The sequence below is a fragment of the Pseudomonas sp. PGPR40 genome (genome assembly GCF_022014505.1).
Lineage (GTDB): Bacteria > Pseudomonadota > Gammaproteobacteria > Pseudomonadales > Pseudomonadaceae > Aquipseudomonas.
Genome location: NZ_JAKLSP010000045.1, coordinates 1 through 13,625 on the forward strand (window position 1 = coordinate 1; position 13,625 = coordinate 13,625).

The 13,625-nt window shown below is 59.5% G+C and carries 9 protein-coding genes and 1 pseudogene; 5 read left to right on the plus strand and 5 right to left on the minus strand.

Annotated features, from left to right (window positions below; translation table 11 throughout):
- The first annotated feature begins 670 nt into the window (after positions 1 to 670).
- Entirely contained in the window at positions 671 to 3,544 is a 2,874-nt protein-coding gene (gene gcvP / locus MEB48_RS27335; protein ID WP_237886864.1) for an aminomethyl-transferring glycine dehydrogenase, read from the plus strand.
- A 182-nt stretch (positions 3,545 to 3,726) separates the two neighbouring features.
- On the opposite strand, the gene MEB48_RS27340 is transcribed toward gcvP, so the two are convergent.
- From MEB48_RS27340 to MEB48_RS27350, 3 genes are all read right to left on the minus strand, one after another.
- Entirely contained in the window at positions 3,727 to 4,047 is a 321-nt protein-coding gene (locus MEB48_RS27340; protein WP_237886865.1) for a DUF2388 domain-containing protein, read from the minus strand.
- 223 nt (positions 4,048 to 4,270) lie between these two features.
- The gene (locus MEB48_RS27345; RefSeq protein WP_237886866.1) at positions 4,271 to 6,055 is read right to left on the minus strand and encodes a GspE/PulE family protein; all 1,785 of its coding nucleotides are present in this window, start codon (positions 6,053 to 6,055) and stop codon (positions 4,271 to 4,273) included.
- 90 nt (positions 6,056 to 6,145) lie between these two features.
- Entirely contained in the window at positions 6,146 to 6,484 is a 339-nt protein-coding gene (locus MEB48_RS27350) for a hypothetical protein (RefSeq protein ID WP_237886867.1), read from the minus strand.
- Positions 6,485 to 6,610: 126 nt separating this feature from the next.
- Here MEB48_RS27350 and MEB48_RS27355 point away from each other — a divergent pair, with 126 nt between their 5' ends.
- Complete coding sequence (locus MEB48_RS27355; protein ID WP_008012567.1) at positions 6,611 to 7,084, plus strand: Lrp/AsnC family transcriptional regulator; 474 nt, start codon at positions 6,611 to 6,613, stop codon at positions 7,082 to 7,084.
- Between the two features lie 122 nt (positions 7,085 to 7,206).
- Here MEB48_RS27355 and MEB48_RS27360 read toward each other — a convergent pair whose 3' ends face one another.
- Entirely contained in the window at positions 7,207 to 8,574 is a 1,368-nt protein-coding gene (locus tag MEB48_RS27360) for a CYTH domain-containing protein (RefSeq protein WP_237886868.1), read from the minus strand.
- Between the two features lie 295 nt (positions 8,575 to 8,869).
- On the opposite strand from MEB48_RS27360, the gene argE reads away from it, so the two are divergent.
- The gene (gene argE / locus MEB48_RS27365) at positions 8,870 to 10,039 is read left to right on the plus strand and encodes an acetylornithine deacetylase (RefSeq protein ID WP_237886869.1); all 1,170 of its coding nucleotides are present in this window, start codon (positions 8,870 to 8,872) and stop codon (positions 10,037 to 10,039) included.
- A 264-nt stretch (positions 10,040 to 10,303) separates the two neighbouring features.
- Positions 10,304 to 11,602 (plus strand): amino-acid N-acetyltransferase, encoded by a 1,299-nt coding sequence (gene argA / locus MEB48_RS27370; protein ID WP_123500376.1) that lies wholly within the window; start codon positions 10,304 to 10,306, stop codon positions 11,600 to 11,602.
- Positions 11,603 to 11,761: 159 nt separating this feature from the next.
- Here the strand turns inward: argA and MEB48_RS27375 are convergent.
- Positions 11,762 to 11,983, minus strand: a pseudogene (locus tag MEB48_RS27375) (glycine betaine ABC transporter substrate-binding protein); the annotation flags it as partial.
- A 293-nt stretch (positions 11,984 to 12,276) separates the two neighbouring features.
- Between MEB48_RS27375 and MEB48_RS27380 the strand changes: the two are divergent.
- On the plus strand, positions 12,277 to 13,602 hold the full coding sequence (locus MEB48_RS27380) for an OprD family porin (protein WP_237886870.1): 1,326 nt from the start codon (positions 12,277 to 12,279) through the stop codon (positions 13,600 to 13,602).
- Positions 13,603 to 13,625 lie beyond the last annotated feature (23 nt).

The window sequence follows — 13,625 nt, forward strand, 5'->3', positions numbered from 1 at the left end:
GCCGGCGAAGGCGTTTTCATTGGCGCTGTATGACGTGAGGCCGCCTTCGCTGGCAAGCCAGCATCCTACAGATGCCGTGAACGCCGCGAACTCCGTAGGAGCCCGGCTTGCCGGCGAAGGCGTTTTCATCGGCGCTGCATGACGTGAGGCCGTCTTCGCTGGCAAGCCAGCTCCTACAGATGCCGTGAACGCCGCGAACTCCGTAGGAGCCCGGCTTGCCGGCGAAGGCGTTTTCATTGGCGCTGTATGACGTGAGGCCGCCTTCGCTGGCAAGCCAGCATCCTACAGATGCCGTGAACGCCGCGAACTCCGTAGGAGCCCGGCTTGCCGGCGAAGGCGTTTTCGTCGGCGCTGCATGACGTGAGGTCGCCTTCGCTGGCAAGCCAGCTCCTACAGATGCCGTGAACGACGCGAACCTCGTAGGAGCCCGGCTTGCCGGCGAAGGCGTTTTCATCGGCGCTGCATGACGTGAGGCCGCCTTCGCTGGCAAGCCAGCTCTTACAGATTCGGGCCAGACCTATGACCCGGAACTCGCGTTTTGCCCGGTGCGGTTCAAGACGGTATCTACCTTGTCGAATGACGCCTTCTTCAAGGGCACTGCGGCAGCGACTGCTATGCTGGTTTGACCGCATTGCATCGACGCTGAGCGCCAGTCAAGAGAGAGCCCGTCATGTCCCAGTTGCCGTCCTTGAGCCAGTTACGCGACCCCAATACCTTCCTGCGCCGCCATCTGGGCCCCGATGCCACCGAGCAGCAGGCGATGCTCGACAGCCTCGGTCTTGGCAGTCGGGTCGAGCTGATCGAGCAGACAGTGCCGCCGGGAATCCTCCTCAACCGAGCGCTGGACCTGCCACCAGCGCTCGATGAAGAGGCCGCACTCGCCAAGCTGCGGGGCTACGCCGAGCAGAACCAGGTCTGGACCAGCCTGATCGGCATGGGTTACCACGGCACCCTCACGCCAGCCGTCATCCTGCGCAATGTGCTGGAAAATCCCGGTTGGTACACCGCTTACACCCCCTATCAACCGGAGATCGCCCAGGGTCGGCTCGAAGCGTTGCTGAATTTCCAGCAACTGACCATCGACCTGACCGGCCTGGAATTGGCCAACGCCTCGCTGCTCGATGAAGCCACGGCGGCAGCCGAGGCCATGGCACTGGCCAAGCGGGTCGCCAAATCCAGAAGTAACCTGTTTTTCGTCGATGAGAATTGCCATCCGCAGACCATTTCCGTAGTGCGGACCCGGGCCGAAGGGTTCGGTTTCGAGCTGATCGTCGACGCTGTGGATAACTTGAAACAGCATCAGGTGTTCGGCGCGCTGCTGCAATATCCCGACACCCATGGCGAAGTGCGTGATCTGCGCCCATTGATCGATCATCTGCATGCCCAGCAAGCTCTGGCCTGTGTGGCGACCGATCTGCTAAGCCTGTTGTTGCTGACCCCGCCGGGGGAACTGGGCGCCGACGTGGTGTTCGGTTCGTCCCAGCGATTCGGCGTGCCCATGGGTTATGGCGGCCCGCACGCGGCGTTTTTTGCCAGTCGCGACGAATACAAACGGGCGATTCCCGGGCGGATCATCGGCGTGTCGAAAGATGCCCGCGGCAACGTCGCCCTGCGCATGGCCCTGCAGACCCGCGAGCAACATATCCGCCGGGAGAAAGCCAATTCCAACATTTGCACTGCCCAAGTGCTACTGGCCAATATCGCCAGTTTCTACGCGGTCTACCACGGTCCGGAAGGGCTCAAACGGATTGCCCAGCGCGTCCATCGGCTGACTTGCATCCTCGCTGCCGGCCTGGAGCGCCACGGCATCACCCGTCTCAACCAACATTTCTTCGATACCCTGACCCTGGAGGTTGGCGGCACTCAGACCGCGATCATCGAAAGTGCCCTGGCGGCGCAGATCAACTTGCGCATCCTCGGCCGGGGGCAACTAGGCCTGAGCCTCGACGAAACCTGTGACGAAACCACCGTGGCGAAGCTGTTCGATGTGTTTCTCGGTGCCGATCATGGGCTCAACGTCGATGAGTTGGACGCTGAAACGCTGGTGTCCGGCATCCCTGCCGGATTGCAGCGCAGTACGCCTTATTTGCGTCATCCGGTGTTCAATGCTCATCACAGCGAAACCGAAATGCTGCGTTACCTCAAGCAGCTGGAAAACAAAGACCTGGCGCTCAATCAATCAATGATTCCGCTGGGCTCCTGCACCATGAAACTCAATGCCACCAGCGAGATGATCCCCATCACCTGGCCGCAGTTCGCCAACGTGCATCCGTTCGTGCCGAAAGAGCAGGTGGTGGGTTATTCCTTGATGATCGAAGAGCTTGAGCGCTGGCTCTGCGCGATCACCGGTTTCGATGCGATTTGCATGCAACCCAACTCGGGCGCTCAGGGCGAGTACGCCGGGTTGCTGGCGATCCGTAAATATCACGAGAGCCGCCATCAGGGCGCGCGGGATATCTGCCTGATCCCGTCTTCGGCCCACGGCACCAACCCGGCCTCGGCGCAAATGGCCGGGATGCGGGTGGTGATCGTCGAGTGCGACGAGGCGGGTAATGTCGATCTGAATGATCTGAAGGAAAAAGCCTCGGAGGCGGGGGACAAACTCGCCTGCCTGATGGCGACTTATCCTTCTACCCACGGGGTCTACGAGGAAGGCATCAGCGAAATCTGTGAAGTTATCCACAGCCATGGCGGTCAGGTGTACATGGATGGCGCCAACCTTAATGCGCAGGTTGGATTGGCGCGGCCGGCTGACATCGGTGCTGACGTGTCGCACATGAACCTGCACAAAACCTTCTGCATTCCCCACGGCGGTGGCGGACCGGGGATGGGCCCGATCGGCGTTCGGGCGCACCTGGCGCCATTCGTCGCCAATCACCCAGTGGTGCCCATCGATGGCCCGCTACCGGAAAACGGCGCAGTGAGCGCGGCCCCTTGGGGCAGTGCAAGCATTCTGCCCATCAGCTGGATGTATATCGCCATGATGGGGCCGCAACTGGCGGACGCGAGCGAGGTAGCGATTCTCGCCGCGAATTACCTGGCGCGGCATTTGTCCGGGGCGTTCCCGGTGCTCTACACCGGGCGCAACGAGCGCGTGGCCCACGAGTGCATCCTCGATTTGCGGCCGCTCAAGGCGCTGACCGGGATCAGTGAAGAGGACGTTGCCAAGCGCCTGATGGACTACGGTTTCCATGCGCCAACCATGTCGTTCCCGGTGCCGGGGACGTTGATGGTCGAACCGACCGAGAGTGAATCGAAGGCGGAGCTGGACCGTTTTATCGGCGCGATGCTGAGTATTCGCGCGGAAATCACCGAGGTGCAGAACGGTAATTGGCCCGCCGAGGACAACCCGCTGAAGCGTTCTCCGCATACCTTGGCCGACATCACCGGGGTTTGGGAGCGGCCGTACAGCATCACGCAAGCCGTGACGCCGGATGCTCATACCAAGGCCCATAAGTACTGGCCGGTGGTGAACCGTGTGGACAATGTCTATGGTGACCGTAACCTGTTTTGCGCCTGTGTGCCGGTGGATGAATACCGCTGAAGTAACGGAACACACAAAACCAATGTGGGAGCGGGCTTGCTCGCGAATGCGGTTCAACATTCACCATCGATGTCGACTGAAATACCGCTTTCGCGAGCAAGCCCGCTCCCACAATGGATCGCATTCGGGCAAAAAAAAATGCCGCTCATGTAGAGCGGCATTTTTTTGTTCAGCAACGAACCTTATTTCGAAGCGATGGCATTCTTCGCCAGGATTGCGTTCGCCAGTTCCATGTCCGTGGCTTGCAGGCCAGGGTTGTCGGCACGAACTTTCTGCATCGCAGCTTCCAGATACGGGCCGCGAATTGTGCCTTCACTGGCGACAAAGCTGCTGGCGTCGTCCTGCGCGGCGACGACCAGCTTGTGATCCTTGGAGGTCAGGTAGGACGTACCGGTGGTGGCACCGGAAGTAAGGACGTTACGCCAAAAGCTGTCATCAGCCATCGCCGAACCGACTGGAAGGGACAACACGGCGAAGGTAGCGACAGCAAGTTTGAGACGCATAAAAGGTGACTCCACTGGGTTTTAACTGCGGCGTTTGATTGCCAAATACCCAATCGAGTTCCGTGACGTTAGTCGGCTCGCCGTAGAGTCTGCCGCAGACTGCGATCTTTTGATTTTTCCTTTAAAAACAAGATCAAAGGATCGCAGCCTGCGGCAGCTCCGACGGGGAACACAGGCTTCGCAACTGCTACAAGCAAGGAGTGCGCGTAGCGGTTGAAATGACCTACTTCTGCTCACTCTGCGGCGTCACGCGCAACACCTCTTCGATCGTGGTCAAACCCGCCGCCACTTTCTGCGCCCCCGACAAGCGCAAACTGCGCATTCCTTCCTTGAACGCCTGACGGCGGACCGCCAGCAAGTCGGTGTCGGGGTTGATCAGCGCTTTGATGCCGTCAGTCAGTTGCATGATTTCGTAAACCCCGGCACGACCGCGATAACCGGTTTCGCGGCATTCCAGGCAACCGATGGCACGTTGTGCGTTGCCTGGCAGTGGCGCTTGCCAGGGCCGGGTCAGGGTTTGCCAGTCGTCCTCGCCCAAGGTCAGCGGCGCTTTGCAGTGAGGACACAAGGTTCGGACCAGACGCTGAGCCATGACCCCGAGCACCGTGGCCTTGATCAGGTAATGTGGCACGCCGAGTTCCAGCAGGCGGCTGATGGCGCTCGGGGCGTCGTTGGTGTGTAACGTCGACAGCACCAAGTGGCCGGTGAGTGCGGCCTGAATCGCCATCTCGGCGGTTTCGAGGTCGCGGATTTCGCCAATCATGATGATGTCCGGGTCTTGCCGCATCAGCGCGCGCACGCCGGCGGCAAAGGTCAGGTCGATGTTGTGCTGGACCTGCATCTGATTGAACGCCGGCTCGACCATTTCGATCGGGTCTTCGATGGTGCAGAGGTTGACCTCCGGCGTCGCCAGTTTCTTCAGCGTGGTGTACAGCGTGGTGGTCTTGCCTGAACCGGTCGGCCCGGTCACCAGAATGATGCCATTGGGCTGGCGGGTCATGTCTTGCCAGCGGCGCAGGTCATCGGCGGAAAAACCCAGCTGATCGAAGTCCTTGAGCAGCACTTCCGGGTCGAAGATCCGCATGACCATTTTTTCGCCGAACGCAGTGGGTAATGTCGACAGGCGCAGCTCGACTTCACCGCCGTCCGGGGTTTTGGTCTTGACCCGACCGTCCTGGGGTTTACGCTTTTCTGCGACGTTCATCCGCCCCAGGCTTTTCAGGCGACTGACGATGGCCATGGTCACCTGCGGCGGGAATTGATAGACGTTGTGCAGCACGCCATCGATGCGAAAACGCACCGTGCCTTGCTCGCGCCGGGGTTCGATGTGGATATCGCTGGCGCGTTGCTGGAACGCGTACTGGAACAGCCAATCGACGATGTTGACGATGTGCGCGTCGTTGGCGTCCGGCTCCTGGTCGCTGGCGCCGAGGTTGAGCAACTGTTCGAAGTTGCCCAGGGTACTTGTCTGTTGATCGGCGTTGGTGGCGCCGGTGACCGATTTGGCCAGGCGGAAAAACTCCACGCTGAAGCGCTGGATATCCACCGGGTTGGCCACTACGCGCTTGATTGGCAGCTTCAACACGTGGGTCAGATCGGCTTCCCAGCTGCTGACGAAGGGCTGGGCGCTGGCCACAGTGACGGCATCGCGGTCGACGGACACTGCCAGAATCTTGTGGCGTTGCGCGAAGGCATAGGACATCAACGGCGTAATGGCCGCGACGTTGATTTTCAGCGGGTCGATGCGCAAGTAAGGCTGACCGGCCTGCTGAGACAGCCACAGTGTCAGGCTTTCCAGATCGAGGTGTTTGCCGGGACGGCTGAGGTCGTCCAGGTGTTGGCTGGCGATGAACTCCAGCGGGTGCTGCTGACCATTGATGGCGTGACGGCGGCGGGCGTTGAGCGCGTGTTCGGCCGAATCCTGGCTGATAAAGCCTTGGGCGACCAGTTCACGCAGCAAATCATTGAGGTCCAGCCAGCGGTCCTGAGTGGCGAATTGAACGGACATGCGGGCTCCTTATGAACAACCGTTCGCAAAGGATAGTCGCGCACCCGTAGACCGTTGGGCCACCACCAGACCAAGACGTGTCGGTTTTTTTCAGCCCGCTGCCTGAGCGGGTTCTTCCCACGCAGAATCAGCCGCTTGCAGGTTCACCGAGTAGACGCTGATCAGGTTACGTAATTTTTCCGCGATCACTTGGGCACGGTGCCAGCTCAGGCCGTCCATGACGATATCGACCGACAGCAGATCGTCCATGCGCTGCACGTTGACCTGCTGCGGCGTCAGAAACTGCAAGGCGAACAGATTGAGTGCGCGGCACAGCAGATCCGGTTCGGCCTCGGCCAGTAATTGATAGTGAACGCGACAGTGGGCGTTGCTGACGTTCCAGACATCGGCGCGGGCGGGCGGGGTATTCACGGCTTCTAAATGCGGCATGGTGGGGCTCCAAAGTCATTGGAGGAATTTTTACATTCGGTGCCGGGCATTTCTTATCTATGATTGGGCTTATCGATCATTTATCGAATCAGCTAATTCGATTTAGTGCCAACTATAGGTTTTTCTATGCACAGCGAGCTGGATGGCTACGACCGCAAGATTCTCGCGTTGCTGCAAGAGGACGCTTCGCTCTCCAGCGCGCAGATCGCCGAACAGGTAGGGCTCTCACAGTCGCCGTGCTGGCGGCGGATTCAGCGGATGAAGGAAGAGGGGATCATTCGCGGTCAGGTGACGTTGCTTGACCGCAAGAAAATCGGTCTTAACACGCAGATATTCGCCGAGATCAAACTCAACGCCCATGGACGTTCGAACTTCACTGAGTTCACCGAGGCGATTCGCGGATTTCCCGAAGTGCTGGAATGTTATGTGCTGATGGGGTCGGTGGATTTCTTGCTGCGGATCGTCACGGCGGACATCGAGGCTTATGAGCGCTTCTTCTTCGAGAAGCTGTCGATGGTGCCGGGGATTCAGGAGGTCAACTCGATCGTGGCCTTGTCGGAGATCAAATCCACAACGAGTTTGCCGGTGTTGCGGGGGTAGAGATTTGATCGTTCCCACGCTCTGCGTGGTAATGCCTCAAGGGACGCTCCGCGTCCAGGTGACGCGGAGCGTCACCGGCTGCATTCCCACGCGGGAGCGTGGGAACGATCATCATCGCGAGATTACATGCGCAGCAGCATCTTCCACGCACGATTCTGATACACCGCGATCGCCTGCTGCTTACGCGCATCCAGGACTTCATCGGTGATCGGCTCGTTGGCCAGTTGCGTCAGTTTGTTCAGCTCGCCGTACAGGCGATCCATTTCCGGGATCTCCAACACGCCGCGGGCATGGTGCAGCCAGGCCTGAATGCGCTCGATACGCGGCAACTGTTCGGCCAAGTCTTCCGGTTGTTGCTGGTAACGCTGCAATTGCAGCGAGTTGGCTTCTTCGCCCAGCAGGCGCGGCAGCCAGTTGGCCAGTTGCGCAGCACCCTGGCGATTGCCGCGGGTGTTGCGATCGGCGGCCCAGGTGCGGCCCAGCAACCAGCGCGAAGTATTCAGCGAGAACAGACCCCAGCGCGGATCTTCCAGCTCTTCGAGGAACTGCTCCGGCGCGGCTTTGCGCACGTCTTCATCGTCCAGGCCGGCTTGTACCAGCGGGCGCCAGTCTTCCAGCAGGGCATCCAGCGCGACCCGCAGATCGTGAGTCGACTGACGCGGTGCGGCTTGGCCGAGGCTGCTGATCAGCGCGCGCATTTCAGCGAGGTTCTCGACCCAGTCCTGCAACAGGCGCCAATGGCCATTGAAGCGATATTGCTCGGCCAGACGCTGGCTGCTGCTCAGCAAATGCCAGCTCAGGGCGGCGAACGCATCATCCAGCGGCATTTCGGCGGTGATCTGTGGCGCCGGCAAGCTTAGCGAGTAGCTGTTGGCGTCGAACAGGCGATAACCGCGTTCGGCCTTGCTGATGTCACACGGCATCAGCGCCAGGGTCTCGGCCAGTTCGGCGGCCAGTTCCAGCAGGGCGGCCGGTTCGCCTTCGCGCAGTTCCAGTTCCAGCTCACAGATTTCTTCTTTCTGCTTGCCGACCACTACGTGGCCCAGGTCCAGCGCGGCTTCGATGACCACTTTGGTCTTGCCACGGCCCCAAGCGATTTCCGCGCGTTCGCGCACGAAATCGGTGGTGAAGATGGCTTTCAGGGTTTTCTTGTCCAGCTCGGCCAGCTCTTCGGGCCAGCATTCACCGTCGAGTTTCTTCACGTCGAGTTTGGCTTTGGGCAGGGGCCAGTCGTATTCGTGACGCTCGGACAGGCCGGCGACGCTCTGGCCACGGGTCTTGAGGGTCTGAATCACTTCTTCGCCATCGCGGCGCAGGCGCAGGGCAACCTTGGCGCGGGCCAGGTCGCGCTCAGGCGTGTCGAAGTACTGGTTCATCAACTCACGGCGTTCCCAGCCACTTTTGTTGCGTTTTTTCAGTAACGGGTGCTCGCGCAGGGCGGCGAGGGTTTCGCGACTGACGCGGAGTTTGATTTCGGTTTCTTTCTGCATGGCCGGAAAATCCAGGATCGGGAGCGCAGCCGGGGGAATGTGTGGCTGCCAAGGTCGTGCAGTGTACAGGACTCATCCAAGATAGGGTCTGTTGACGGGCCCCACTTGGCGCAGGGCTGTGTTGCTCGGAACTTATTTGGGGAAAACCAAACCACGTTCCTCGCGCCTTGCCCTGCACCAAGTGGGGCTCCGTCGCGGCTCGTCACCAAGCGTCAATAGGCCCTACGCGCGACGGTTTATTCCTGTCGCCAGATGGTTCTATGATGGACTTCAATTCGCGAGTCGGGAGTCAGCGATGCCTTTGCCATCCATGAAAGATCAGTTCGCTGCGCTGATCGCCGCTCCGTCGGTCAGCTGTACCCAACCCCGCCTGGATCAGACCAATCGGCCGGTCATCGACCTGTTGGCAACATGGCTCGGGGACTTGGGTTTTGCCTGCGATATCCAGCAGGTCAGCCCCGGCAAATTCAATCTGCTGGCCAGTTTTGGTTCCGGCCCCGGCGGTCTGGTGCTGGCCGGTCACAGCGATACGGTGCCGTACGACGAGGCGTTGTGGCAGACCGACCCGCTGAAACTGACGGAAGTGGACGGTCGCTGGGTCGGCTTGGGCAGTTGCGACATGAAGGGCTTTTTCGCCCTGGCCATCGAAGCCGTCAAACCCTTGCTCGACCAACCGTTCAAGCATCCCTTGCTGATCCTCGCCACCTGCGATGAAGAAAGCTCGATGTCCGGCGCTCGCGCTCTGGCCGAAGCCGGGCGGCCATTAGGTCGCGCGGCGGTGATCGGTGAGCCGACCGGACTGAAGCCGGTGCGGATGCACAAAGGCATCATGATGGAGCGCATCGACATCCTCGGGCAGAGCGGCCATTCATCGGACCCACGGCTGGGCCATAGCGCCCTCGAAGCCATGCACGACGCCATCGGCGAACTGCGCGGCTTGCGCCTGGCGTGGCAGCGCGAATTCCGTAACACGCAGTTCAGCGTGCCGCAGCCAACGATGAATTTCGGCTGCATTCACGGTGGCGATAACCCCAACCGCATCTGTGGGCAATGTTCCCTGGAATTTGACCTGCGTCCGCTGCCGGGCATGGACCCCAAAGCCCTGCGTGCGGCGATTTTGCAGAAGCTCAAGCCGATTGCCGAACGTCATCAGGTGAAGATCGATTACGCGCCGTTGTTCCCCGAAGTGCCGCCGTTCGAGCAGGCCGAGGACTCGGAATTGGTGAGGATCGCTGAAAAGCTCACCGGCCATCGCGCCGAAGCAGTGGCATTCGGCACAGAAGCGCCTTATCTTCAGCGACTTGGCTGTGAAACATTGGTATTGGGGCCTGGTGATATCGCCTGCGCTCACCAACCGGGGGAATACCTCGAAATGTCACGTTTGCAGCCTACCGTGCATCTATTACGTCAACTGATTGAACATTACTGCCTGGCACCAGCCAAAACGACGATGCCAGTCAGTTGAGCGCAACCAATGTGGGAGCGGGCTTGCTCGCGAATAGGGAGTGTCAGTTGATATTAATGTGTCTGATACGCCGCCTTCGCGAGCAAGCCCGCTCCCACAGGTTCTGTGTTTTGGCTGACTAACCGTATAAATTGCCGATGTCCCAACCCGTATTCATGAGGAGAGCGCGCGTGTCGCCAAGCCTGTTCCGACGATAACCATCAGCCCGCCGTGCGTTTACTGCTTTACACTTTTTCGGCTGCTATTTATTACAGGCCCAGGTTCATGCCCGAATACGTCAATTGGCTTCGTCACGCTTCGCCTTACATCAACGCCCACCGCGATTGCACCTTCGTCGTCATGCTGCCCGGCGACGGCGTGGAGCACCCGAACTTCGGCAATATCGTCCACGACCTGGTGCTGCTGCACAGCCTGGGCGTGCGACTGGTGCTGGTCCACGGTTCGCGTCCGCAAATTGAAACCCGCCTCGCCGCTCGCGGCCTGACCCCGCATTACCACCATGGCATGCGCATCACCGATGCGGCGACGCTTGAGTGCGTGATCGATGCGGTTGGCCAACTGCGCATCGCCATCGAAGCGCGGCTGTCCATGGACATGGCTTCATCGCCGATGCAGGGTTCGCGCCTGCGGGTGGCCAGCGGCAATCTGGTCACTGCGCGGCCAATCGGTGTGCTTGAAGGTGTCGACTATCACCATACCGGCGAAGTGCGTCGGGTCGACCGCAAGGGCATCAATCGCCTGTTGGACGAACGCTCCATCGTTTTGCTGTCGCCATTGGGTTACTCACCGACCGGTGAGATCTTCAATCTCGCTTGCGAAGACGTCGCTACCCGCGCAGCCATTGACCTCGGGGCAGACAAGCTGCTGTTGTTTGGCGCCGATCTCGGCTTGATCGATGAAAATGGTCGTCTGGTTCGCGAATTGCGCCCGCAGCAAGTGCCGGCGCATTTGCAGCGTCTGGGCAACAATTATCAAGCCGAGCTGCTGGACGCGGCTGCTGAGGCGTGCCGGGGCGGTGTGGCGCGCAGCCATATCGTCAGCTACGCCGAAGATGGCGCGCTGCTGACCGAACTGTTCACTCGTGACGGTGGCGGTACGCTGGTGGCCCAGGAACAATTTGAGGTTGTGCGTGAGGCCGCCATCGAGGACGTCGGCGGTTTGCTGGACTTGATCAGCCCGCTGGAAGAGCAGGGGATTCTGGTACGGCGTTCCCGTGAGGTGCTTGAGCGTGAGATCGAGCAGTTCAGCGTGGTCGAGCGTGAAGGGATGATCATCGCCTGCGCGGCGCTGTATCAGATTGCCGATTCGGATGCCGGGGAATTGGCATGTCTGGCAGTGAACCCGGAGTACCGCCATGGCGGTCGCGGCGATGAACTGCTGGAACGCATCGAAACCCGCGCCCGGGCACAGGGCCTGAAAACCTTGTTCGTGCTGACGACCCGGACGGCCCACTGGTTCCGTGAGCGCGGTTTCGTGCCGAGCAGCGTCGAACGCCTGCCATCGGCGCGGGCGTCGCTTTACAACTACCAGCGTAATTCGAAGATCTTCGAAAAAGCGCTCTGACCCGCGCCACCCCGAACCCTGTAGGAGCGAGGCTTGCCCGCGAAGGCGGCCTGACATTTCAACACTTGTGTCGGCAGATATGGCCTCTTCGCGGGCAAGCCTCGCTCCTACAAGGGAGGGCGGGGATGTTATTCAGTGACGAATTTCGCGCTGACATACGGCTTTATGGGCGGCATAGTCGGCGAATGAATCCAGCGTGACCCTGGCAAATCGGGCCACCACTTCAGGATGCTTTTCGGCGTAATCCTTGCGAGCGACCCACACCTCGAAGGTCGGCGCGCCCCATTGGCCGACCTGCGCGGCATCGGTCAAGGTCTTGCCGGTCTTGCGGACTTCCCCCAGCGCCGGCGACCAGACAAACGCGCCATCGATGTCGCCACGCAATACCATTTAGGAATTAGCTTATGAGCCGATAGATTATGTCCCGGTTCGGATTATTAGCAGCGAGCTATATTCCTAAATGGAATTAAAAAGAATAAAATGATTCTTTTTTGATTTATGAGAAAATCACTACCCTGCAGGGACCAAATCACTGCGGTTAGACCTTGGTCGTAGACACACATGGTTACGATTGACTTGTCAGGCACGGTCTGGCGCTAATCGCGCATCTGTGGATCCGGGGCGTTAGACCCTGGACCAAAGAACATAAAAATTAGAACGAGAGGAGCGAAACAATGAAGAAGTCCACCTTGGCCCTGGCTGTGGCCGTAGGGGTTTTGGCGCAGCAGGCAGGCGCCGCCGGTTTCATCGAAGACAGCAAAGCGTCTGTCAGTTCCCGTACCCTGTATTTCAATAACGATAACCATGAAGGCGGTGCCGACCAGCGCGAAACGGCCACCGGCCTGAAGTTCGATTACAAGTCCGGCTTCACCCAAGGCGTCGTAGGTTTTGGTATCGACGCCCAAGCCTTGGTCGGTATCCACCTCGATGGCGGGAAAGGTCACCACCCGGATAACAACTCCTTTGTTCCAAGCGACACCGACGGTTCGGCCGTACACAACTGGAGTCGTCTGTCTGGCAACGTAAAGGCGCTTTTCTCGAAAACCGAGGCTCACTTGGGTGGTGCCCTGGCGCCTAACCTGCCAATTCTGGTGGCCAACGATGGTCGACTGCTGCCGCAAACCTTTGAAGGTGGCACTATCACCTCCAAGGAAATCGACAACGTAACCTTCAACGCCGGTCAGTTGGAGCACGCCGTTGGCCGTGCGGGGACTAACAGCACCGGCCTGGCAGTGAGCGGCGGTACTGAGGAAAGTAACCAGTTCCGTTACGGTGGTGCGGACTGGAAAGTCACCAAAGACCTGACCCTGCAGTACTACTACGCCAACCTGCAAGACTATTACAAACAGCACTTCCTGGGCGCGGTACACGTTTTCCCGATCAGCGAAGGCCAATCGTTCAAGACTGACCTGCGTTACTTCGACAGCAGCTCGGATGGCCGCAATGGCGATGCTGGCTATCGGTTCAACAACAACGGTGGTTATGCCAAGAACCCGGGCGAGGTCGATAACAAGACCTGGAGTGCCATGTTCACTTATACCCTGGGTGGCAACGCCTTCCTGTTGGGTCACCAACAAGTCGGCGATGACGGTGGCTTCGTCTACATGAACCAAGGCAGCCTTTTGAATGACAGCGGTCGTAACGAAGGGGCTGGTGGCTCAAGCTTCTATCTGTTTACCGATAGCATGATCCACCAGTTTGTCCGCGCAGGTGAGAACACAACGTTCGGTCAATACTCGTACGACTTCGCCGCCTTGGGCGTTCCGGGCTTGAAGGCTGCAGTTGCCTACCTCCACGGTGACGACATCAAATCCGCCACTGGCGGAAGCGATTCGTCCGAATGGGAACGCGACATGCGCCTGGACTACGTTGTCCAGCAAGGCGCTCTGAAAGGCTTCGGCACCACCCTGCGTCACGGCACCTACCGTGGCAGCAGTACCGGTATCGCTGATCAGGATCAGACTCGCCTGATCTTCAACTACACTTACAACTTCATGTAAGACGTAGAAAAAAAAGCCCCGCC

Bases quoted from the DNA above. Each gene is read 5' to 3' on its own strand.
- gcvP (WP_237886864.1), top strand. From the start codon at position 671: ATGTCCCAGTTGCCGTCCTTGAGCCAGTTACGCGACCCCAATACCTTC.
- MEB48_RS27380 (WP_237886870.1), top strand. From the start codon at position 12,277: ATGAAGAAGTCCACCTTGGCCCTGGCTGTGGCCGTAGGGGTTTTGGCG.
- MEB48_RS27355 (WP_008012567.1), top strand. From the start codon at position 6,611: ATGCACAGCGAGCTGGATGGCTACGACCGCAAGATTCTCGCGTTGCTG.
- MEB48_RS27340 (WP_237886865.1), bottom strand. From the start codon at position 4,047: ATGCGTCTCAAACTTGCTGTCGCTACCTTCGCCGTGTTGTCCCTTCCA.
- MEB48_RS27350 (WP_237886867.1), bottom strand. From the start codon at position 6,484: ATGCCGCATTTAGAAGCCGTGAATACCCCGCCCGCCCGCGCCGATGTC.
- argE (WP_237886869.1), top strand. From the start codon at position 8,870: ATGCCTTTGCCATCCATGAAAGATCAGTTCGCTGCGCTGATCGCCGCT.
- argA (WP_123500376.1), top strand. From the start codon at position 10,304: ATGCCCGAATACGTCAATTGGCTTCGTCACGCTTCGCCTTACATCAAC.
- MEB48_RS27345 (WP_237886866.1), bottom strand. From the start codon at position 6,055: ATGTCCGTTCAATTCGCCACTCAGGACCGCTGGCTGGACCTCAATGAT.
- MEB48_RS27360 (WP_237886868.1), bottom strand. From the start codon at position 8,574: ATGCAGAAAGAAACCGAAATCAAACTCCGCGTCAGTCGCGAAACCCTC.